The 23,246-nt window shown below is 31.6% G+C and carries 23 protein-coding genes; 11 read left to right on the top strand and 12 right to left on the bottom strand.

Annotated elements, in window-relative coordinates; translation table 11 throughout:
- Positions 1–29: 29 nt before the first annotated feature.
- The 4 genes from D1817_13955 to D1817_13940 all read left to right on the top strand — a co-directional run bounded on the left by D1817_13955 (position 30) and on the right by D1817_13940 (position 4,872).
- Positions 30–1,286: a hypothetical protein gene (locus tag D1817_13955; protein ID AXT20937.1), complete on the top strand. Its 1,257-nt coding sequence runs from the start codon at positions 30–32 to the stop codon at positions 1,284–1,286.
- 173 nt (positions 1,287–1,459) lie between these two features.
- A complete protein-coding gene (gene pdhA, locus D1817_13950; protein ID AXT20936.1) occupies positions 1,460–2,458 on the top strand; it encodes a pyruvate dehydrogenase (acetyl-transferring) E1 component subunit alpha in 999 nt (332 codons plus the stop codon).
- A gap of 3 nt (positions 2,459–2,461) precedes the next feature.
- A complete protein-coding gene (locus tag D1817_13945) occupies positions 2,462–4,084 on the top strand; it encodes a pyruvate dehydrogenase complex dihydrolipoamide acetyltransferase (protein AXT20935.1) in 1,623 nt (540 codons plus the stop codon).
- Positions 4,085–4,191: 107 nt separating this feature from the next.
- Positions 4,192–4,872, top strand: a complete 681-nt coding sequence (locus tag D1817_13940; GenBank protein ID AXT20934.1) for an SDR family oxidoreductase — start codon at positions 4,192–4,194, stop codon at positions 4,870–4,872.
- Positions 4,873–4,875: 3 nt separating this feature from the next.
- Here the strand turns inward: D1817_13940 and D1817_13935 are convergent, their stop codons facing one another.
- Together D1817_13935 and D1817_13930 are read right to left on the bottom strand one after the other, a co-directional pair.
- On the bottom strand, positions 4,876–5,724 hold the full coding sequence (locus D1817_13935) for a peptidase S51 (GenBank protein AXT20933.1): 849 nt from the start codon (positions 5,722–5,724) through the stop codon (positions 4,876–4,878).
- Positions 5,725–5,865: 141 nt separating this feature from the next.
- The gene (locus D1817_13930; protein AXT20932.1) at positions 5,866–6,753 is read right to left on the bottom strand and encodes a DUF302 domain-containing protein; all 888 of its coding nucleotides are present in this window, start codon (positions 6,751–6,753) and stop codon (positions 5,866–5,868) included.
- Positions 6,754–6,886: 133 nt separating this feature from the next.
- Between D1817_13930 and D1817_13925 the strand changes: the two genes are divergently transcribed.
- A complete protein-coding gene (locus tag D1817_13925; GenBank protein AXT20931.1) occupies positions 6,887–8,383 on the top strand; it encodes a sodium/proline symporter in 1,497 nt (498 codons plus the stop codon).
- A 268-nt stretch (positions 8,384–8,651) separates the two neighbouring features.
- Here D1817_13925 and D1817_13920 read toward each other — a convergent pair whose 3' ends face one another.
- The 4 genes from D1817_13920 to D1817_13905 form a co-directional block, all read right to left on the bottom strand.
- Positions 8,652–9,026 (bottom strand): hypothetical protein, encoded by a 375-nt coding sequence (locus tag D1817_13920; protein AXT20930.1) that lies wholly within the window; start codon positions 9,024–9,026, stop codon positions 8,652–8,654.
- Positions 9,027–9,057: 31 nt separating this feature from the next.
- Positions 9,058–11,349 (bottom strand): TonB-dependent receptor, encoded by a 2,292-nt coding sequence (locus D1817_13915; protein ID AXT21297.1) that lies wholly within the window; start codon positions 11,347–11,349, stop codon positions 9,058–9,060.
- Positions 11,350–11,362: 13 nt separating this feature from the next.
- Positions 11,363–12,271, bottom strand: coding sequence for a FecR family protein (locus D1817_13910; protein AXT21296.1), 909 nt, complete (start codon positions 12,269–12,271; stop codon positions 11,363–11,365).
- Between the two features lie 83 nt (positions 12,272–12,354).
- Entirely contained in the window at positions 12,355–12,870 is a 516-nt protein-coding gene (locus tag D1817_13905; GenBank protein AXT20929.1) for a sigma-70 family RNA polymerase sigma factor, read from the bottom strand.
- A gap of 173 nt (positions 12,871–13,043) precedes the next feature.
- Here D1817_13905 and D1817_13900 point away from each other — a divergent pair, with 173 nt between their 5' ends.
- The 3 genes from D1817_13900 (at position 13,044) to D1817_13890 (ending at position 17,159) form a co-directional block, all read left to right on the top strand.
- Complete coding sequence (locus tag D1817_13900; protein AXT20928.1) at positions 13,044–14,741, top strand: hypothetical protein; 1,698 nt, start codon at positions 13,044–13,046, stop codon at positions 14,739–14,741.
- Between the two features lie 183 nt (positions 14,742–14,924).
- Positions 14,925–16,253 (top strand): signal recognition particle protein, encoded by a 1,329-nt coding sequence (locus D1817_13895; GenBank protein ID AXT20927.1) that lies wholly within the window; start codon positions 14,925–14,927, stop codon positions 16,251–16,253.
- Between the two features lie 27 nt (positions 16,254–16,280).
- Entirely contained in the window at positions 16,281–17,159 is an 879-nt protein-coding gene (locus D1817_13890) for a bifunctional 5,10-methylene-tetrahydrofolate dehydrogenase/5,10-methylene-tetrahydrofolate cyclohydrolase (GenBank protein AXT20926.1), read from the top strand.
- Between the two features lie 5 nt (positions 17,160–17,164).
- On the opposite strand, the gene D1817_13885 is transcribed toward D1817_13890, so the two are convergent.
- The gene (locus D1817_13885) at positions 17,165–17,587 is read right to left on the bottom strand and encodes a glyoxalase (GenBank protein ID AXT20925.1); all 423 of its coding nucleotides are present in this window, start codon (positions 17,585–17,587) and stop codon (positions 17,165–17,167) included.
- Positions 17,588–17,749: 162 nt separating this feature from the next.
- Between D1817_13885 and D1817_13880 the strand changes: the two genes are divergently transcribed.
- Positions 17,750–18,328 (top strand): TetR/AcrR family transcriptional regulator, encoded by a 579-nt coding sequence (locus tag D1817_13880; GenBank protein AXT20924.1) that lies wholly within the window; start codon positions 17,750–17,752, stop codon positions 18,326–18,328.
- Positions 18,329–18,380: 52 nt separating this feature from the next.
- The gene (locus tag D1817_13875) at positions 18,381–18,986 is read left to right on the top strand and encodes a cysteine hydrolase (protein AXT20923.1); all 606 of its coding nucleotides are present in this window, start codon (positions 18,381–18,383) and stop codon (positions 18,984–18,986) included.
- A gap of 56 nt (positions 18,987–19,042) precedes the next feature.
- Here the strand turns inward: D1817_13875 and D1817_13870 are convergent, their stop codons facing one another.
- The 5 genes from D1817_13870 to D1817_13850 all read right to left on the bottom strand — a co-directional run bounded on the left by D1817_13870 (position 19,043) and on the right by D1817_13850 (position 22,468).
- A complete protein-coding gene (locus D1817_13870; GenBank protein ID AXT20922.1) occupies positions 19,043–19,546 on the bottom strand; it encodes a hypothetical protein in 504 nt (167 codons plus the stop codon).
- Positions 19,547–19,562: 16 nt separating this feature from the next.
- On the bottom strand, positions 19,563–20,015 hold the full coding sequence (locus D1817_13865; GenBank protein ID AXT20921.1) for a nucleoside deaminase: 453 nt from the start codon (positions 20,013–20,015) through the stop codon (positions 19,563–19,565).
- A 68-nt stretch (positions 20,016–20,083) separates the two neighbouring features.
- On the bottom strand, positions 20,084–21,334 hold the full coding sequence (locus tag D1817_13860; protein ID AXT20920.1) for a sigma-70 family RNA polymerase sigma factor: 1,251 nt from the start codon (positions 21,332–21,334) through the stop codon (positions 20,084–20,086).
- The gene (locus D1817_13855; protein AXT20919.1) at positions 21,334–21,681 is read right to left on the bottom strand and encodes a hypothetical protein; all 348 of its coding nucleotides are present in this window, start codon (positions 21,679–21,681) and stop codon (positions 21,334–21,336) included. Before D1817_13855 ends, D1817_13860 begins: the two co-directional genes overlap by 1 nt.
- Before the next feature lie 100 nt (positions 21,682–21,781).
- Entirely contained in the window at positions 21,782–22,468 is a 687-nt protein-coding gene (locus tag D1817_13850; protein AXT20918.1) for an arylesterase, read from the bottom strand.
- A gap of 72 nt (positions 22,469–22,540) precedes the next feature.
- Here D1817_13850 and D1817_13845 point away from each other — a divergent pair, with 72 nt between their 5' ends.
- The gene (locus D1817_13845; protein AXT21295.1) at positions 22,541–23,230 is read left to right on the top strand and encodes an ABC transporter ATP-binding protein; all 690 of its coding nucleotides are present in this window, start codon (positions 22,541–22,543) and stop codon (positions 23,228–23,230) included.
- Positions 23,231–23,246 lie beyond the last annotated feature (16 nt).

Below are 23,246 nucleotides of genomic sequence, written 5' to 3'. Positions count from 1 at the left end.
GATTATAAACATTAACCATTTATTAAAATATGAAAAAGTACTACATTATAATTATAACCATACTAGGTTTTATAGTTCAATTAAATGCACAAACAACGACTACTATTATTCCCGATCAGGATAGTAGAGTAATTACTACGGGAGTGCCTTTTTTACTAATTGCGTCAGATGCAAGAGCGGCTGGACAAGGAGATATAGGTGTAGCAACATCTCCAGATGCATATTCTCAACAGTGGAATCCATCAAAATATGCTTTTTCTGAGGCTAAATCAGGTATCGCAGTGAGTTACACACCATACTTAAGTCAGTTAGTAAACGATATTTTTTTAGGGAGTGTGACTTATTATAATAGATTAAATGACCGTAGTGCTTTTGCTGCTAGTTTTAGATATTTTGGACTTGGAGACATTGAGATTAGACAAGACGCATTATCTGATGCATTAATCGAAAGTCCTAACGAACTAACAATTGATGGATCTTATACCTTAAGATTATCAGATCAATTTGCATTAGCTGTTGGTTTACGTTATTTAAGATCAGATCTTAGAATTCAAGCAGTAGATCAAAATGCCAGAGCAGCAAGTTCTTTTGGTGTCGATATTGGAGGATATTACCAGAGTGAAGAAATTGCATATAATGATTTTAATGGCCGCTGGAGAGGTGGATTTGCAATACAAAACCTTGGCCCAACTATAAAGTTTGATGATTCAGGTAGAGAAAACTTTTTACCTACAACATTAAGATTGGGAGGTGGATTTGATTTTATATTCTCTAATGATAATAAATTAGCAGTAACAACCGAATTTACTAAATTATTAGTGCCTACACCTCCAATTACTGGTCGTGAATTTGAATTTGAAGATCTTAATGGAAATGGTGTATTTGATGAAGCAGACGAATCTTTAATAGGGTTTCCTAATAACCCAGTTAGAAGAGATGTAATTATTGATGGTCAATCAGATGATGTTAACTTTTTATCAGGGCTTTTTCAATCTTTTGGAGATGCTCCAGGAGGAATTAGTGAAGAGTTGCAAGAATTTACATGGGCTTTAGGAGCTGAGTACTCTTATCAAGATGCATTTGCTCTTAGAGCTGGATATTTTAATGAAAATGAAGATAAAGGAGCTCGAAAGTTTTTTGCTTTGGGAGCAGGATTTAAATATACAACTATTAATATAGATGTATCTTATTTGTTTTCAGCATCAAATGTTCAAAGCCCTTTAGAAAATACATTACGTTTTTCGCTAACATTTAACTTTGGTAGTAATACTTATCAAGAATATTAAAAATTCTTAAACCATAATGTAACAAAAAAAGCTATTACAATAAGTAATAGCTTTTTTTGTTTTCAAAATTGATTCTATAATGTTTTCGTATAAATTTAACCATTAACTGTTTTTCTATACCAATCAAAGTGTTATTTTTGCTAATAACTTAATTAAAATGTAATACTTAGTCGATGCAAAAAATCACTAAAGAGACGTATGTTAAATGGTATGAAGATATGCTGTTTTGGAGAAAGTTTGAAGATAAACTTGCCGCAGTATACATTCAACAAAAAGTAAGAGGATTTCTTCATTTATACAATGGTCAAGAAGCTATATTAGCTGGTGCCTTACACGCGATGGATTTAACAAAAGATAAGATGATAACGGCTTATCGTAATCATGTGCAGCCTATTGGTATGGGTGTAGATCCTAAACGTGTTATGGCTGAATTGTATGGTAAAGCAACAGGTACTTCTCATGGTTTAGGTGGGTCGATGCATATCTTTTCTAAAGAACATCGCTTTTATGGAGGACATGGTATTGTTGGAGGTCAAATTCCTTTAGGAGCAGGAATTGCGTTTGGAGATAAGTACCATGATAGTGATGCAGTAACAATATGTTGCTTTGGAGATGGGGCTGCAAGACAAGGATCTTTACATGAGTCTTTTAACTTAGCAATGTTATGGAAATTACCAGTAATTTTTGTTTGTGAGAATAATGGATATGCAATGGGAACTTCTGTAGAAAGAACAGCTAATCACACCGAAGTATGGAAACTAGGTTTAGGTTATGAAATGCCTTGCGGTCCTGTAGATGGTATGAACCCTATAAAAGTTGCCGAAGCTTTTGATGAAGCTATACAAAGAGCACGTAGAGGAGATGGGCCTACATTTTTAGAAATGAAAACATACAGATATAGAGGGCACTCAATGAGTGATGCACAGCATTATAGAACAAAAGATGAAGTTGAAGAGTATAAAAAAATAGATCCGATTACTCAAGTAAAGAATATAATACTTGAAAAGAATTATGCAACTGAGGATGAGTTATCTACAATAGATAAACGCGTTAAAGATATGGTTAAAGAATGTGAGCAATTTGCAGAAGATTCTCCATACCCAGAGAAGAATGTGATGTATGATGCAGTTTATGAGCAAGAAGATTATCCATTTTTACAACATAAATTATAAGCTATGGCAGAAATCATAAATATGCCACGTTTGAGTGACACAATGGAAGAAGGAACCGTTGCAACTTGGTTAAAAAAAATTGGAGATAAAGTTGAAGAAGGAGATATTCTTGCAGAAATAGAAACTGATAAAGCGACTATGGAGTTTGAGTCATTTCATGAAGGGACTTTACTTCATATTGGTGTGGCAGAAGGAGAAACGACAAAAGTAGATGCGTTATTAGCCATAATTGGAGAAGAAGGAGAAGATATTTCTACATTATTAAACGCTGAAGTTTCTAAATCGGATGTTATCCCTGAAGAAAGTGGAGATAAATCTAAGGATGCGTCAGATGTTGATTTTGCAAATGAAAATGTAGAATTACCTAAAGATGTTATTGTGGTTACTATGCCACGCTTAAGTGACACAATGGAAGAAGGGACCGTTGCATCTTGGCTAAAAAAAGTAGGAGATAAAGTTGAAGAAGGCGATATTCTTGCAGAAATAGAAACTGATAAAGCAACTATGGAATTTGAATCCTTTAATGAAGGAACTTTGCTTCATATTGGAATTCAAGAAGGAGATACAGCAAAAGTAGATGCACTTTTAGCAATCATCGGACCAGCAGGAACAGATGTATCTAAAGTTGCAAGTAATTTTAAAGTAAATGGAAATGGAACTTCTACTAAATTAGAAGAACCTAATGTAGCAGATACTAAAAAAGTTGAAGACAAGAAATCGGAAACTAAAATAGATACAGCACCAACACCTGTTGTATCTTCAAATGGAAGGCTGTTTGCATCTCCATTAGCAAAGAAAATAGCTGAAGAAAAAGGGATAAATTTATCTCAAGTACAAGGTTCTGGTGAAAATGGGAGAATTGTAAAACGTGATGTAGAAAACTATACGCCACAAGCTGCTACTCAATCTGGAACTAATGTAGCGAAATTTGTAGCATCTGGCCAAGAAGATTTTGATGAGATTAAACACTCACAAATGCGTAAAGTAATTGCAAAACGTTTGGGTGAATCTAAATTTACTGCGCCGCATTATTATTTAAATGTAGAATTTGATATGGAAAATGCAATAGCATTCCGTAAACAATTTAATTCTATTCCAGATACTAAAATATCATATAATGATATGATTGTTAAAGCTTGTGCTTTAGCTTTACGCCAACACCCACAGGTAAACTCACGTTGGTTTGATGATAAAATGCAATTAAATAATCATGTTCATATTGGTGTGGCTGTAGCTGTTGAAGATGGACTAGTAGTTCCAGTAGTACGTTTTGCTAATGAGCAAAGTTTGCCTCAAATTGGAGCAGCGGTAAAAGATTTTGCGGGTCGTTCTAGAAGCAAGAAATTAACGCCTCAAGAAATGGAAGGTAGCACATTTACAATTTCTAATTTAGGAATGTTTGGTATAGAGAGTTTTACATCAATAATAAATCAACCCAACTCAGCAATTTTATCTGTAGGCGCTATTGTAGAAAAACCAGTAGTTAAAGAAGGACAAATTGTAGTAGGTAACACTATGAAATTAACCTTAGCTTGTGATCATCGAACAGTTGATGGGGCTACAGGAGCACAGTTTTTACAAACTCTAAAAGGATTTATTGAGAATCCAGTAACAATGCTGGTATGAATCTAATAAGAATTGATTTGTAATTCCGCACTTGATACAGAATCTAATAATAAAAAATCCTGCTTTTAAAAAGTAGGATTTTTATCTTTAAACATTATTTGAAAAATATGTCCAAAAACATCATCATCACAGGAACGAGTAGAGGAATTGGTCTTGAGTTAGTAAAATTATTTGCTAAGCAAAACCATAATGTATTAGCACTATCTCGAAACGAAACACCTGTTAAAGATTTAAAATTAGAAAATGTTACAACGTTTCCATTTGATTTAAGTGATTCAAGTGCGTATATAAAAATTGAAAATTTTATTAAAGATAATTGGAAAGAAGTAAATGTGTTAATTAATAATGCAGGAGCACTACTTCACAAACCATTTGCTGAAACAACAATTGCAGATTTTGAAAATATTTATAGAACAAATGTATTTGGAGTATCTGAGATGATTCGTACTGTCATTCCATTTATGAAAACTGGTCATGTGTTAACTATTAGTTCTATGGGAGGAGTACAAGGAAGTGTAAAATTCCCTGGACTGGCAACTTATAGTTCTAGTAAAGCTGCAGTAATTACTTTAACAGAATTATTAGCAGAAGAATACAAAGAAACAAACCTATCATTTAATGTACTTGCTTTAGGAGCAGTGCAAACGGAAATGCTAGAAGAAGCATTTCCAGGATATCAAGCACCAAATTCTGCATTAGAAATGGCAGAATATATCTTTAATTTTGCCTTAAACGGAAATAAATACTATAACGGAAAGTTATTACAGGTATCTAGTTCGACACCATAATTACTAATCTGTAATCACTTTTCTGTTTTTTAAATCATAACGATCTCCATTTCTTAAAAAGTAAAACAAACTTTCTTTAGAGGGTAAATTTTTAAGATTACTACCTTCACGTGACCAAAATGTACCATCAAACATAATCACATAGCTTGGCCCAACTACTTCAAAAGTATTTCCTTGTACCACGATTGCCGTACCTTCGTCTATGCTAACGCCTAATAATTTTGGGCGATTTTTTAAAATATCAAACATATCAAAATGACGATTACGTGCAATCACATGTTGGTCGATGGCTATATTTTTTACAAAACCAAACCCTATTTCATGATCGCCCATCATTTTTTGGTTGTTCTGAGTATGCCCCCTAGCTAAATAAGAACCTTGAATGCTTGCACCAGCCGAAGAACCACCAATTACACCTCCACGATTTAAAACCTCCCAAAAGAGTTTTTCTGTTTTAGTGCCTGCATACGAATCTACGAGTCGCCATTGACGTCCGCCTCCAAACCAAACGGCAGTAGCCTCTTTTAATGGCTCTGTGAACGTCTCAGAATTGGCCACTTTTTTATCATTCGTATGAATTACAGTCACTTTTGCTGCGCCCATACGCCTAAATAAATTCGCAATGCCTAAATTTTGATCGTAACTTGCTCTTCCAGCCGCTGTAGGAACCACAACAATAGTTGCATTTTCACCACCTGCAAGTTCCATAAATTTTTTAGTGACATTTTCATCCATTCTACCACCACCAACAATAACTAATGATCCTTTTTCGGGGCCAGTAGTTTGTGCAAAAGATGTGATGATGAATCCGATAATTAAACTAAAGGATAGGAGATATGTTTTGAGTTTCATACTTAGAGAGTTTAATACATTAATTTATTGATTTAAAAATAAGGAAAAAAATTGGAGTATTAATTTGTTGTGAAGTGTAAATAGAAAAACCTGCTTAAGAGCAGGTTTTTCATCAATTAGTCAATCAATTACTAGATGTGGCTATTCTGAAATAACAGCATCAGTAATACCGTTTAACGCGCCATTTACTTTATTAACCACTTCATCTTTATCAGTGATTTGATAGCGATTCGCTAAAAAAGTTGCGTTATAATAAGACACAAAAACTTCTCCATTGTCAGTTTCGTGTACTAATATTTTTAAAGGAAGATCTAACCCAATTTTTTGATTACTTTGCATTAAAAGTGTTCCTATTTTTGGATTTCCAAAAATTAGAGTACGTGTTGGTTGTAGTTTTAAATCTACCGAAGCAGCAGCTTTATCATGAGGCACTTCAGCCATAATGATAAGGCCCTTAGAAGAAACAATATCTTTTAAACGTGTAAAAGTAGTGTCAATATTGTATGAGCTCTTTTTAGAAATCAACTCATTTTTTATATTAGATGTAGTTTTACCTGTAACATCTGTATTTTCTGTAAAACTAGCTAAAGCGATATTTATTTTGTTAATAACCATTTCAGGTTCTGTAATCCCATAACGACATGTTAGCGTACTACCATCAAAATAACTTAAGTTACTATTCCCATCTTCATTCTCCCAAATTAAGATTTTTAAAGGCAAATCTAATCCAATAAATTGATCCTGTTGCATTAGTTTCGTTCCACCTAAAGGATTTCCAAAAATTAAAGTACGTGTAGGGCGTAACTGCATGCCTACTTTTGCAGCTGCTTCAGAATGATTTACATCTGCTACAACTTTAAAACCTTTAGTTTCTATCTTAGAAATTAATTCTGTTGCTAAAACCTCTACTGGAGTTTCTTTAGTTAATGTAATAGACATGTTGTTTATGTTTGTATTAGTGGTTTTGTTAGATGGTTTACACGCAAATATCAATAAAGAAAAAAATAATATAGCGTGTGATTGTTTCATGTAATATTTTTAGTCGAATAGAAATGCAAATCACTACATTTATATGGCTAATGATTTTTAAGATTTTTTAAGTTTATAAGAATAATAACTTAAATTGTAAGACAATTAAACTTTTGACATAAATTTAAATACTATGACCATTAAAATAGTTGTTCTTATAGCTTATATATCTGTTCTTTTTTTAATAGGGATTTTCGCTTCTAAACGCATAAAAAATATGAGCGATTTTTATGTTGGAGGGAAGAAATTGGGGTTTTGGGCAGTTGCATTTTCAGCAAGAGCAACAGGAGAATCTGGTTGGTTACTTATTGGCTTGACTGGAATGGGGGCTTTAGCAGGTTATTCAGCTTATTGGGTAGTTGCAGGAGAATTGTTAGGTGTTGCGGTCTCATGGTTTTTTATGGCAAAGCGTTTTAAAAAGCGTTCCGATAATTATGAATCAATAACAATTCCTGATTATTTGCAAAGTCATTTCAGGTCATCAACGCATACACTTCGAATTATTGCAGCATCTGTACTTTCAATTTTTGTGGTGATTTATGTGAGTTCTCAAATTGATGCTACTGGTATTGCTTTTGAATCTATGTTGGGAGTGAATTATTATGCAGGAGCTTTAATAGGATTTTTTATAGTGCTTATTTATATTTTTATTGGAGGTTTTGTCGCTGCAGTTTGGTCTGATTTATTTCAAGGGTTGTTAATGTTCTTTGGATTAATATTGCTTCCTATAGTCGTTTGGTTTTCTATGGATCATGGAACTAGTATTACAGAAGGGTTAAATACTATTGATCCAGCTTTAACAAATATTTGGGGAGGAAACCCAGATTTATGGATGAATGTATTTACTATTCTCGGATTTTCAATGATAGGCCTTGGGTTTTTAGGCTCACCACAAGTATATGTGCGTTTTATGTCGATTAAAAATGAAGCTGAATTAGATAAAGGGAAATGGGTAGCTATTGCATTTACATTTTTAACTGATGCAGCAGCAGTAACTATAGGAATCCTAGCACGTGTATTATTCACTCAAAATGGACAAGACCCTGAAGCTATATTTGGAACAGGCGCAAAAGATGTATTGGCAATAATGACGGAAAACTTTTTACCTTTAATATTAGTAGCAATTTATATTGCTATTGTATTATCTGCAATTATGTCTACAATAGATTCCCTTTTAATTATTGCATCTAGTGCAGTTACAAGAGATTTCTATCAAAAAATATTTAGACCAGATTTAAAAGATTCTGAGCTAACAAAAATTTCAAGAATTGTAACTGTTATTATGGCTATTTTTGCTTTAGCAATAGCAATGGTTATCGCTTTAGTATCTCCTGATAGGCAGGTGTTTTGGGTCATTATTTTTGGATGGTCTGGCATAGCTGCAACGTTCTGCCCAGTTATTATCTTATCCTTATTTTGGAAAGGATTTTCAGAAAAAGGAGCCATCGCTTCAATGATTTCAGGTTTTATAAGTGTAATTATAGTAAAATTTATACTTCAAGAGTTAGAGAATGTAGGCGAATATTTTATTAAACTCGATGTATTAGCGCCTTCATTTGTGGTTGCTATGATTTTTGGATGGATATTTTCTAAATTATATCCACCCAAATCTAGATTAATTGAGAGCTAAAATAATTCTTTAATATCATCTTCTTCTTTATCATTTTTACTATCTAGTTGTTCAATAAGATATTTAGGTAAGTTATCTTTCCTAGTGAATGTTATAGGTACTGGTAAAATACAAGCTAAACCTATCATTAATATTAAAGCTATCATGCGTAGCGTTTTTTTTGTTTTCATGATTAAGTATATATAGACAAGCTTCTCTAGAAATTAAGAGTGCTTGAATTATAAAATGAATTGTGAGTGTGGCTAATTGTTAACCGAAACAAATGAAATTATGAGATTGTAGATAGAGAATACTCGTTTGAAGTATTTATGATACGTAGATAATGTGATTCCATATTATTTTTAATATGTAATACGCTTTTATTTTGTGCAATAAATGTATTATTAAAAATTGATTTTTGACAATTTAAAAAGCAATCAAAATTGAAACTATAAAGAGTAGGTCGTTTTTTAGTAGGAGGTTTCTTTTTCGAATAGTAATGAGTAGTATTTAATGAAAATGTGGGTTTTTCTGTAAAAACCCATTCTGTAGTTGGATTTTTAAAGGGGATAGTTGAATTATAACAAACTCCACTAAAAGCTGATAGCGTTACAATTAATGTAATACTTAATAGCCATTTATATATGTAATTAGCATAATACATTAAACAAAGATAATAATATGAGTATTAACTATTAAAACTGAATTCTAAAACTAGCATTTGGAGTAATGCCGAGTGAGAAATTTTCGACCTTAGATACAGAGTCATCACGATTAAGGGTATAATAAGTATTAATAATATTTTCTCTATCTAATATATTCCATAATGAAAGTCCCAAAGTAGCTTGAGTAGTATTTCCTATTTTAAAGTCATATGTAGCAGAAGTGTCAACTCGTAAATAATCAGATATATTATTAGCGTTAGGGCTATTATAATTAATTACATTGTTTACAACTGGTTCTATAGTATCGGGTTCTGTTAAAGGCTTCCCTGTACGCCAATTTAACCCTAAAGCTAGCTTGAAATTATTATAAGTATACGCTCCAGCAAAAGCAACTGTATGTCTAGTGTCAAAGTTATTAGGAAAAGACTCTCCAGCGTTTAAATTATCAAAAGTATAATCATTTTTACTATAGGAATAGCTTAACCAAATACTTAAATCTTCAAATTTTTTATTGATTAGAAAATCAACACCTTTTATTTGATAACTTCCAATAGCATTTACAAATTGAAATTGATTTTGAAACCCTTGACTTCTTGTAGTAATGCCATCAACATTTTTTATATATGCTTCAAGGCTAATTAAAAAATTATCTCTGCTATAATGGATTCCTGTAGATAACTGCTGACTTTTTATAATAGGGATTGTAGTATTATTAGATAATACCCAGCGTCTTTGCTCTACACCTAAAAAATCATTTTGTAAATCAATAATTTGAGATGTAGTTTGACTCTTTAACTCTCCTAAAACTTCAACTCTAAAAAAATCTAAAAAACGATGGCTAAAACTTAATCGAGGCTCAATACTAGATTCAGAAAATTTTTCAAAATAATTGCTACGTAATCCCAAACTTGCATTTGTGTTTTTAGAATTAGAAACAAACTTAAATTCGCTAAATACAGAATGTGTATGTAATACTTCTTTAATAAAACTTCTGAAGTTAGGATTGTTAACATCTTGGAGATTACTGATGCCTACTTCAGTAAACTGATAACCTCCTAAAAAGTTAATATAAGGATTAATGCGATAATTTAAATTAACTTTTAAACTGCCATCAAAAACTTCGTTTTCTTGAATTAAACGCTGATTGTTACTTACATCAAAATTAGTGGCATCTAATTTATAATTAGAAAAAGTTAATTGAGCTGAGGTTGAGAATTTGGAGTTCCAGTTTCTTGAATATGAAACCCCGGCAGAAATGTTACCCTGAACAAGCTCGCTATTTAAAGCTTCATTTGTGTTATTTATTGTAGCCTGCTCTTCATAATCTAAGTTATTATAAACATTAAAAAAGTTAATTCTTAGTTTATCTTTTTTAGAAATATCATATAAAAATTTTGCACTTAAATCATAAAAATAAAAAGTTTCATTTTGAGATACCGTTTCTGTTCCACTTAAATTATTAGTAAGATCTGAATCTTGAAAAATTCGTTTAAAATATTGATCAAATGTTGGAGTTTCTATAATATCTGTAATCGACCGCCTTAAAGAAAGCTGTAATTCTGTTTTTTTACTTAAGGGAAGAACACTATAAGCATCAGCGCTAATTAAATTAATTCCTGCGCCACTAGAAAAAATATTTTTGATTTTATTTGATGAACGCATATCTATAACGCTAGATACACCATCACCATAAATAGCACTACTACCATTTTTAGAAATAATAACATTATCTGTTAGATATGGATTAAAGGCAGAGACTAATCCAAAAAAATGCCCAGACTGATACATTTTTATACCATCCCAAAGAATTAAATTTTGATCATGAGTACCTCCTCTAATATTAACACTGGATACACGTTCGTCTACACTCTGTATGCCTGGTAATGCTTGTATAGTTTGTAGTACATCAGGCTCTATTAATCCTGGAAGTATACCAAAAGTTTTAGGTTTTAAATTGGTAATTCCTCCATTTTTAAGTATAATACCCTTAGTTAAATAATTGGTAATAATAACTTCATCTAAAGCTTGAGTTGTACTTGTTATACTGCGCACTAGATTTCTAACAACATATATACCATCACTAAGTTTTTCATATGTTAGTGTTGTATGCTCTTCCAAATACCTTATAAGTGCTTTAAGAGATAAGGTTTTTGAAGGCGGAATAATAGTTTTATTACGGAGGTTAGAATCTGCATAAGTAAAACTTACATTATATTGAGTTTCTATTTGTTTTAAATATGTAATAAGAGCTATTTCTTTTTCTTTAATTGCTTGCGCTTTTAAAGGCAAATGGTAAAAGAAAAATAAGCATAAATATAGTATAACTATAGTAGTTTTATTCACGTGTTAGTACAATAACGTTACTGTTGTTTTCGCTATTGTGTTTTAAGTTTAAAGGTAAAGTTATAGATTTTAAGGCATGATTGATATCATTATGAAAAAAATGTCCAGTGTATAATTCGTTTACATCAATGTTTTTAACATTTATAGTTACATTGTATTGTCGTTCAAATTCGTTAATTACATATTTAAATGGTAAGCTTTTAAAATTACTCCGATTATTTATCCAGGAGGGTTTTATAATGTTTTCTTTAGGGATATTAATATTGTTTCCATCAATTATCAAAAATGTTTCCCCAGGTTTTAAAGTTACTGTGGTTGAGTTATAAGAAACACCAACAGAGCCTTCGTAACAAATCACTTCAAAAATATCATCTCGGTGCTTTACATTAAATTGCGTTCCTAAAACAGTTATTATTCCTGAAGGTGTATTAACATTAAATGTAGACCCTTTAGCAACTTTAAAATATGCTTCACCATCTAAAGAAACAGTGCGTTCCTCACCCCAAGTATTTTTGTTAAATGTAAGATCAGATAAAGCATTAATTTCTACTTTTGATGCGTCAGGCAATATTACTTTTGTTTTTTGAGCAACCAATGTGGTGATATTAGTATCCGAATCTAAAGTTGTAGTATAATAATATATGCTAAAGCAAATGGTAAGTATGGCGGCTACGCGTAATAATGGTTTTATCCAATTACGAGAAGACAATTGAATGGGTTTAGTTTTAGAAAATAACTTGTCCAATTCTTCTGAAGTATCATATTCAGGAGCTTTAAATTGCTTTACATTGTTAGATAATTTTTTTAAAAACTCAACATCTTCGAGGGCATTAAATGCTTCAAACTCCTGAGGAGTGAGTTCATTATCTAACCATTTTTTTATTAATTCTTCACGTTTCATAATATCCATTATCAAGTATATAACAGTTAAGTTTTAAAAACTCCTACTTTTAAACTGTTAAAAAAAAATAAAAGTTCAACATTTTATATTTCTTCAATATCTTCTCTTAATTTTTTAAGAGCTCCATAAATTCGCTTTTCAACCGCTTTAGTAGAAATATTTAAAAGCTCGGCAATTTCTTTATGTTTTTTTCCTTCTATTCTATTTAATAAAAAAGCAACACGTTGTGCTTCGGTTAAATTAGAAATAGCACCTTGTAGTTTTTGCATATATTCATTTTCTTCTAATAAAAATTCTGGATTTTCATTAGTATGTGATTTAGGCGCTATGTTCTGGTATTTTAAAACTACTTTTTGATGTGCAGTTTCATTTAACATTAAATTATTAGCAACTGTAAAAAGAAAAGATTTTGCTTTATTAAGAGAAACTTTGTTACAGTTTTCCCATAACTTAATAAAAGCATCTTGAACTTTATCTTTTGGGTTAAAATGTTCTCCAAATTTATAATAGAGAAAATCGTGTAAGTCTTTTGAGTGCGCATTAAAAACCGTAATATAAACTTCGTCATCACATACGGTATCGTGTAGTTCTTTATTCATTAAAAGAAGGGTTGGCGAGACTAATTTATAAAAAAAATAATTAAAAAAGGTAGGAGTTTTTAAAGCTAAGCTGTTTTATATTCAAACAAACAATATTAAACTCAAAAACCTACATTATGAAAACGAAATTTAAATCATTATTAATATTACCTTTTTTTGCTGTTCTATTATTTATGTCTTGTCAAGATGAAGTAATAGAAATTACAGAACCTACCGAAGCAGAGGCTATTGTTGCTAATTCAGAATTATCTAATTTAATAGAAGCAACAGCTACTTTTGATGGATCTTCAGACAATATTATAGATGGAGCAAGTTGTCTTTCTATTGAATTGCCAGTTACAGTTGTTGTAAATGGATTAGAAATTATCGTTGACTCTGAAGAAGATTACGATGTTATTGAAGATATTTTTGATGAATTTCAAGATGATGATGATAGCTTGGAAATTATGTTTCCGGTAACTATTATTTTAAGTGATCATTCAATTATTGAGATTAATAATCAAGAAGAATTAAATACTTTTATAGAAAGCTGTACTCCAGAAGGAGAAGATGATAATGATATTGAATGTATTGATTTTGTATATCCTTTCTCTGTATCTATATTCAATGATGCGTTTGAAGTAATTGATGTTATTTCAATTGATAATGATAGAGGACTATTTAGGCTCATACGAGAAGTGAGAGATGGGTTACGAGCAAGTATTAATTACCCAATTAGCTTAGAATTAGCAGATGGTACTCAAGTACAAGTTAATAATAATGCAGAATTAGTAAATACAATTAGATCTGTAAGAGCTGATTGTGACGAAGATGATGATGATGATTTTAATGATGATGATTTTACTCAAGAACAATTAAATGAACTTTTAGTAAGTTGCCCTTGGATTGTTAATGAAGTAATACGAAATGAAGATAATGTTACTGTAGAGTTGAGAGAATATGTAATTAATTTCTTAGAAAATGGCACTGCTCGAGTAAGAGCTAGAAATGGAGATGTATTTAATGGTACTTGGGAAACTAGAGTTACAGATAGAGGAGCTTTAATTAGATTAGAATTTGAAACTTTTACAGTATTTAATATAGAATGGTTTGTGTATGATATTGGTAGGGGGCGTATAAAGCTATTTGCAGAAGGTGGAAACCGAATTATACTTACAAAAAACTGTGATCTTTTAGATCAGACAGCAGATCGTATTGAAAATATATTAAAAGAATGTTTGTGGAGAGTAACAAGATTAAACATTCAAGGACAAAATAATGAAGCTGAATTTATAGGAACCCCATTATTATTTGGAGAGAATAATGAATTAAGATTAAGAGTTAATGGCGAATTTTTAACTGGAACCTGGGAAGTGACTCAAAACAATGGAAGATTTATGTTGGCCATAAATTTGACCGAACGCCCTAATATAACTTTTGAATGGAATATTGTATTGCTGGAAGAAAATAGATTAGCTCTAGATGGTGATAATATAGATATGGTTATCAGAAGATTTTGTGAAGATAATGTAGACGAAGATGTTCGTTTTATAAGAAATGTGCTGTTTGGAAGTGAATGGGAAGTAGCATTGTATGAAGATGGAGATATTAATGAAACCGATAATTACAATGGATATGTAATAGGATTTAATCAAGGAGGAGCATTATTTGCAGAAGGGAATGGTGAGTTGTTAGAAGGATCTTGGTTGGCTTACAGAGATTCAGAAGAAATACTAAGATTAGGCCTTAATTTTGGAACAGATAATGATCCATTTGATGAATTATTAAATAGATGGAAAATCGTTGAAATAAACGAAAATCGTATCGAATTACTAGATCGTTTTGATTCAGATGGTACTGAAAACACATTGGTTTTAGAACGAACAAATTAAATAAACATAACCTCATTATGGAAAAGAAAGATTGATGTTTTAAGTTAGTAGTTTTGGTTAGTTAGATTTCCTTAAGTTGAGACCGTCAGAATAATTATTCTGACGGTTTTTTTATAACAACTTTTTTATATATTAATACACTCAAATCCTTATTTTTGCAAGACTTAAAATAGAAGTAAAATTATGTTTGATAATTTAAGTGATAAATTAGATAAAGCCCTTCACGTCTTAAAAGGACACGGAAGTATTACAGAAGTTAATGTAGCTGAAACCTTAAAAGAAATACGTCGTGCATTATTAGATGCCGATGTTAACTTTAAAATTGCAAAAGAGTTTACTAATAGAGTAAAAGAAAAAGCATTAGGTCAGAATGTATTAACAACTTTACAACCAGGACAGTTAATGGTTAAACTCGTTAAAGATGAGTTAACTGAACTTATGGGAGGTGATGCAGCAGGTGTAAATTTATCAGGGAATCCTTCTATAATTTTAATGTCTGGATTACAAGGATCTGGTAAAACTACGTTTTCAGGAAAATTGGCTAATTTCCTTAAAAATAAAAAAACTAAAAAGCCATTATTAGTTGCTTGTGACGTATATCGTCCTGCAGCAATTGATCAATTACATGTTGTTGGAGAGCAAATTGGTGTTGAAGTTTTTAGCGATAGAGGAAACAATGATCCTGTAGCGATTTCAAAAGCAGCAATTGCCCATGCTAAATCTAATGGTTTTAATGTGGTTATTATTGATACCGCTGGTCGTTTAGCTGTAGATGAAACAATGATGACTGAGATTTCTAATATTCATAAAGCCATCCAGCCTCAAGAAACTTTGTTTGTTGTAGATTCTATGACTGGACAAGACGCCGTAAATACAGCAAAAGCTTTTAATGATGTATTAAATTTTGATGGAGTTATACTTACGAAATTAGATGGAGATACACGAGGTGGAGCTGCTATTTCTATTAAATCTGTAGTTAATAAACCAATTAAGTTTATTGGTACAGGTGAAAAAATGGAAGCGATAGATATCTTTTATCCATCACGTATGGCGGATCGTATTTTGGGAATGGGTGATGTAGTATCTTTAGTCGAACGTGCTCAAGAGCAATTTGATGAACAAGAAGCTAGAAAGCTCCAAAAGAAAATAGCGAAAAATCAATTTGGTTTTGATGATTTCTTAAAACAGATTCAGCAAGTGAAAAAAATGGGGAATATGAAAGATTTGATGGGAATGATTCCTGGAGCTGGAAAAATGATGAAAAATATAGATATCGATGATGATGCATTTAAGCACATAGAAGCAATGATACACTCTATGACTCCAGAAGAAAGAACTAAACCATCTGTAATTAATGCGAGCAGAAAAAAACGTATAGGAAAAGGATCTGGAACTTCAGTACAGCAAGTCAATCAACTGTTAAAGCAATTTGACCAAATGAGTAAAATGATGAAAATGATGCAAGGAGGTAAAGGTAAAGCCATGATGCAAGCAATGAAAAATATGAGATAATTAATTAGAAACGAATAACTAACAACTATGACCTTACTCGACGGAAAAAAAACTAGCAACGATATTAAAGATGAAATTGCTGTTGAAGTACAAAAAATAGTAGCTAAAGGTGAGAAAGTACCGCACTTAGCAGCTGTTATTGTAGGTAGTGATGGAGCTAGCTTAACATATGTAGGGAGTAAAGTTCGCGCTTGCGAACGTGTTGGTTTTGAATCTACATTAATTTCACTTCCAGAAGAAACTACAGAGGAAACTTTATTGAATAAAGTTGCTGAACTTAATGCAGATTCAGACATCGACGGATATATTGTGCAATTACCATTGCCTAAACATATTGATGAACAAAAAGTGTTAATGGCTGTAGACCCAAATAAAGATGTTGATGGGTTTCATCCTGTAAATGTTGGACGAATGGCATTAGATTTGCCAACATTTTTGCCAGCAACGCCTTATGGTATTATGGAACTGTTAGAGCGTTATGAGGTTGAAACTTCTGGAAAAAATGTTGTGGTTATTGGTCGTAGTCATATTGTAGGACGTCCGATGAGTATTTTAATGAGTCAAAAGCGTAAGGCCGGTAATGCTACGGTAACGATTGCTCATAGCCGTACAAAGGACTTGTCTGCAATTACAAAAGAAGCAGATATTATTGTTGCTGCTTTAGGAATAGCTGAATTTTTAACAGGAGATATGGTAAAAGATGGCGTAACGATTATTGACGTGGGTATTACTCGTGTTCCAGATGATACCAGAGAAAGAGGTTATCGTATAGCTGGAGATGTACATTTTGAAAGTGTAAGCCAAAAAACGAATTTTATTACTCCAGTTCCTGGCGGCGTTGGCCCTATGACGATTGCTATGCTTCTAAAGAATACATTACAAGCTAGACAATCTCAAGCTAATTAATTTTCTTAGTTAGCAAAAATCATATTCATATCCTTAAAACTTTTAAACTCAATGGCATTGTCAGAAGGGTCTTTAAAAAACATGGTGGCTTGTTCGCCAACTTCGCCTTTAAAACGAATATAGGGTTCTATAATGAACTCAATTTCTTTAGATTTTAAGTCTTCAGCCAAAGTTTCAAAAACATCCCAAGGTAAAACCACTCCAAAATGAGGTACAGGAACATGTTTGCCATCTACAGGGTTGGTTGCTACTGCTTCATCGCTTTTCTCTTGATAATGAATCACAAATTGATGACCAAAAAAATTGAAATCTACCCAATGGTTACTACTTCTACCTTCCTTACATCCTAAAACATCTCTGTAAAATTTTCTGCATTCGTCTAAATTATGAACTGGTACAGCAAGGTGAAAAGGAGTAAGTGTTTGCATAATTTTAAGTTTTAGAGAGTAAAAATAAAATTTAATTTTGATTTAATATGGCATTTATATATAGAATTTCTATAGATATTAAAGCATGAAAATTAAATTAACAAAAAATTAGTTCCATTTATGATTTTATAAATAAGCATTTGCTTAGTTTTGTTGAAGTCAATGGGAAGATTAAAAAAATATAACAGAGAAGATGTTTTAGAAAAAGCAATGTTGGCTTTCTGGAAAAATGGATTTGAAAATACCACATCTAGAATTCTTGAAAATGAGATGGGCATTAATCAGAATAGCATTTATTCAGAATTCAAAAATAAAGAATCTTTATTTTTGGAAACCTTAAATTGTTATGAAGATAAACTTAAAACAGGAGTATTAAAATCTGTAATAGAATCTAAAGGAGATTTAGAAGATATTCGATTGTTTTTTAATCGATTTGTAGAACGTGTTAAAAACGGAAGTATAAAAAATGGATGTTTGCTAACTAATACAACTGTGGCTTTTGGAGGCTCTAATGATAGAATAAAAGAATACCTCAATCAATTTTACAATCAGCTGCATGATTATTTTTATGACCTTATCATTAAAGCACAACTTAACGGACAAATACCTAAAAATAAGGATGTAAATATATTGGCTACTTACCTTATAGGATGCACCCAAGGATTAAAAGTGATTGTAAAAGTAATGGATGAAAATGCACTATCTAACTATATAGATACTGTAATAAATTCTTTAAAATAATTTTTTTTGAAAATAACTAAGCATTTGCTTAAATAAATATAATAATTAAATAATGGATAATACAAGAACAGCGTTAGTATTGATTGAAACGCAGAATGATTTTCTTTCTCCAGAGGGAAAATTAAACGGACTGGTAAATGATGTTGTGGAAGGCAACAATTTTAAAAACAATGTAAATGAAGCTATAGAAGCAGCAAGAGCGGCAGATATTCCAGTTTATTTTGTGCCAATACAATTTTCTAAAAATCATGTTGAGATAGGAAAAGAACCTTATGGAATACTTAAAATTGTAAAGGATTTTAATGCTTTTGAAAAAGGGAGTTGGGGTGCTAAAATTTATGATGAAATAGATGTTCGTGAAGAGGATATTATAGTAGAAGGGAAGAGTAGTATAAGTGCTTTTAGCGGAACAGATTTAGATCATATTTTAAGAAGTAATGGTGTTGATACGGTTATTTTAGGTGGGTTTTTATCACATGTATGTGTAAACGCGACAATGACAGATGCTTATGATAAAGGTTATAAAGTAGTAACATTAACTGATGCTGTAGCAACTGCAGGAGCAGAAGCGCAAAAACAAGTTATTGATCACGTTTATCCTATGTTCTCAAAACCTATGGAAGTTAAAGGTTTTATAGAAACAATTTCAAAAAATTAAATCTTTAAAATAAAAATTGTAAACACGCATTATATTTTTATAGTGCGTGTTTCTTTTTAAAATGCACCAGAAATAACTTCCATCAATTCGATAGCCTCTCCATTTGGGCCTTTAAAAAAAGCGTGTTTAGTAGTAATACCTTCAGCTTCTACTAATTCTTGAGGTCTTAAGATAATACCACCAGCTTTTAGAATTCTATCTGAAGCACTTTCTATATTTTTTACATCAATCCCTACATGGTGAAGCACATTGTATCCTGGGTTTTCAGTTTGTGATAAATTAGGGATCTCTGCAATCTCATAAACAAAACCTTGATTAGGGAATTTTAAAAAAACAATATTGATTTCACTTTCATAAACATTTCCATCTTTCTGTGTACGTTTTATTTTTTTTAAATGATTAGTGACTTTTATATCAAAAGCGGTAGTATAAAAATCAATGGTGGCATCTAGATCATCAGTATATAACATTACATGATTAAAACGAGGAGAAGCAGCTTTATATTCACAATTAAAAAGTATTGTTGCTAAAAAATAGAAAATTAAAATTCTTAATTTCATAAGGATGTGATGTTGATTAATGATGTAAAGCTCTGCATTCTTTTTCTAAAATACCAGTAATAATCTTTGGTGGGTTTCCCCATTTTAATATTGATTCATCTTCTAAAATTTTAAATTTAGAACTATATCCGCCAATTTCACCAACCGAAAGTGAAAAAATTAATACATTAATTTTGTGGTGTCTTAAAGTGTACGAACACATTAAACATGGCTCATGAGTTGAGACTAATATACAATCTGAAAGGTCGGAAGTATGTAATCGTTTTCTAGCATCACGTATGGCTTCAATCTCAGAATGATAAGTGATGTCTTTTTTTGTTTTTCCACCTTCAATACCTTCTCCAATAATCTCACCGTTTTTTACTACAATAGAACCTACAGGTGTATCTCCACGTTGTTTAGCAATTAATGCAAGCTCAATGCATTTCTGCATATAAAATGTATACTCTGATTCGTTTATAGATTCCATTAAATTTTTTCTGATATAATTCAAAGATAATTAATGGAGTGTATTTGTATGTAAAAGTTTTGAAGAGATTATGATTCATTTTTTAATAGTAACGTAACTCTCTTTTTCTGTAGATATTCTTTTTCAAGATTATTATTGACACTTTCTAAAGCAAGATCAATAAAATGGATAGCTTGAGATTTATTATTAGTGGCATTATAATAATCTGCTAAAGTTCCGTGATATAGATAAGTACGTTGTGCAAAATCCTTAGGATTAAGCTGATCTAGATAATTTTTTGCAGTTTTATAATCCTTATTTTGCATGCACACTACAGCCATAGTTAATAAATGCGAAGGCATTGGTTGTAGTGTATGGAGTTGTTTATACCAATGCAATATTTTATCCCAATTAGTATCTTTAAATTGTGAAGCTTTTATATGTTCAGCAGCAATTGCAGCTTCGTAATGATAACGAGAAAATATAGCCTGTTTTGATACAGCTTTTGTCATCATTGTATTTCCTAATTCAATTAAAGGAAAATGCCATTGACTTCTATCTTGTGTTTTTAAATCTAAAAGCTCATTTTCCGAATTTGTTTTTGTATTTAAACGTGCCGAATGGAAGCACATTAAAGCAAATAAAGCATAGCTTGATGGTAATCGTGTATGTTCATTTTTTAAAAGCATTTGACATAAACGCATTGCTTCACCACACAATTCTTTACGGATTAACTTTTCTTTTTTATTAGAATGAAACCCTTCATTAAAAATTAAATAGAGCACTTCCATAACACTCTCTAACCTCTGAGGTAATTCTTTACCTTGAGGAATATTAAATTTTAGATTAGAATGTTGTATGGTTTTTCGAGCTCTAGATAAACGTTTTTTTATAGTTTCTTCTTTGGTTAATAAGGCAGAGGAAATTTCTTTAATGCTAAATCCTGAAACAGTTTTTAATGCAAACGAAATACGATCTCTAGGATCTAACTTAGGATGGCAAGCTGTGAAAATCATTCTAAGTTGGGCATCTTCAATTTCGGTATCTAGAAATAATTCATTTATAGCAATGGCGTTAGTGCCCCGAATGTGAGACGTGTATTTTTTTTCAGTATTTAGCTTTCTGAAAATATCTAAAACTCTATTTTTTGCAGCTTGAGTAAGCCAAGCTTCTGGATGATCGGGTTTTTGATGTCTCCAAGAAATACTAGCTTTAATAAAAGTGTCTTGAATGGCATCTTCAATAATTTCAAGATGTGCTAATCCAAAGATACGTGTTAATACAGAGACCATCTTTCCGCTATGATAACGGAACAGATGGTCTATGAATTTAGATTCCATTATTGATCGAATACCATTATTTCTCTAATTTCTACAGTGCCTCCTAAATCATAATCCGGAAAATCTTGTGCAATTTCCTGTACTGCATCAAAATCTTTAGCTGCTACTAAATAATAGCCTCCAACAATTTCTTTAAGCTCTGCAGAAGTTAAATCTGTTACTGTGCGACTTTCTCCAACAACACGTCTTATACTTGGAGTTAAAGCATTACCACCACGAAGTACACCAGCTTTTTCCATTTTGTCACCCCAAGCAAACCACTTGCCCATACGACTTTGAAGCTCTTCAGGGGAAAGTCCTAGATCTGTGTAATCGGCTCCAATGAAAATCATCATAAATTCTTTCATAATATTAAGTTTTTAAATGTTATATTATTAAGACGTCTCGCAAATTCTATAAGGGGACACTTTTCTAAGGTTTAATATAAATAATTTTTATAGTATTAATTTATTTTTTAAGTGCAGTTTTCAATACTTTCCAAACATTTGCAGCAACAATTTTTTGTCCTTCTATAGTTGGGTGGATACCATCAGCTTGATTTAACTCAGCAATACCACCTACGTTTTCGAGTAAAAAAGGTATTAAATATGCATCGTTTTGTTTTGCTATCTCTGGAAATATATTTCTAAACTCTGTTGTGTAGTCTTGCCCCATATTAGGAGGGAGTTGCATTCCAGCTATAACAATTTTTACTTCAGGATTTTTCTCTTTTACAAGATCGATCATTACTTGAAGATTATCCCTTGTTTCGGTTAACGGAATACCTCTTAAACCATCATTTGCACCTAATTCCAATACAAAAATATCAATACTCTGATTCAATACCCAGTTCAAACGATTTCTTCCGCCAGAAGTTGTTTCACCACTCAATCCTGAATTAATCACTGTATAATTTAATTGTAATGAATCTATAGTGGTTTGTATTAATGCAGGGAAAGCGTCATTTACATCATCCAATCCATATCCAGCAGTTAAACTATCTCCAAAAAACAAAATCGTTTTGTTAGTTGTTTTGTTTTCTGTTTCAGAAATATCTTCAATTTGACCTTCTTTTGATTCAGAAGGATTACCACCACAAGAGATAAATAGAATGAAAACTAAAAAATAACGAAACTTTAAGAGTGTGTGAGTCATATTAAGAGGTAAAAATTGAAATCATTTCTTTACTTTGCTCAGATTACTGAATGCGAGTTCAAAATGATTACTATGTCAAAGATATTAAAGATTCATAACCTAGAGAAAACATATACTAGTGGTTCTAAAAAATTAACAGTATTAAATGATATTTCTTTCGAAATTGAAAAAGGAGAAACTTTCTCTATAGTTGGTCCTTCTGGAAGTGGAAAAACAACCTTATTAGGGCTTTGTGCGGGTTTAGATAGACCCAATTCTGGACTTATTGAATTATGCGGAATGCCTCTACAAGATATGAATGAAGATCAACGCGCTTTAATGCGTAATAAAGAAGTTGGTTTTATTTTTCAAAACTTCCAATTATTACCAACACTTAGTGCTTTAGAAAACGTAAGTGTACCTTTAGAATTACAGGGCGCAAAAAATGCTTCTAAAATAGCGATGGATTTGTTAGATAAGGTTGGCTTGGCAGATCGCTTTCATCATTACCCATCACAACTTTCGGGAGGAGAGCAACAGCGTGTGGCTTTAGCAAGAGCGTTTTCTAATCAACCATCTATATTGTTTGCTGATGAACCTACAGGGAATTTAGATGAAGAAACAGGAGAAAAAGTAATACAGTTACTTTTTGAGTTAAATCGTGAAGCAGGTACAACTTTAGTAATCGTCACTCACGATTTGGATTTAGCTAATAGAACACAGCAGATTCTTCGCTTAAAAGGTGGAAAAATATTGACTAACGAACGCACTGTATTATCTTGAGCAAATATACTTCAAA

Source organism: Flavobacteriaceae bacterium (assembly GCA_003443635.1).
Taxonomy (GTDB): Bacteria; Bacteroidota; Bacteroidia; order Flavobacteriales; family Flavobacteriaceae; genus AU392.
The sequence above is the reverse complement of the archived record's forward strand: the minus strand, read 5'-3'. Positions and strand labels throughout refer to the sequence as shown.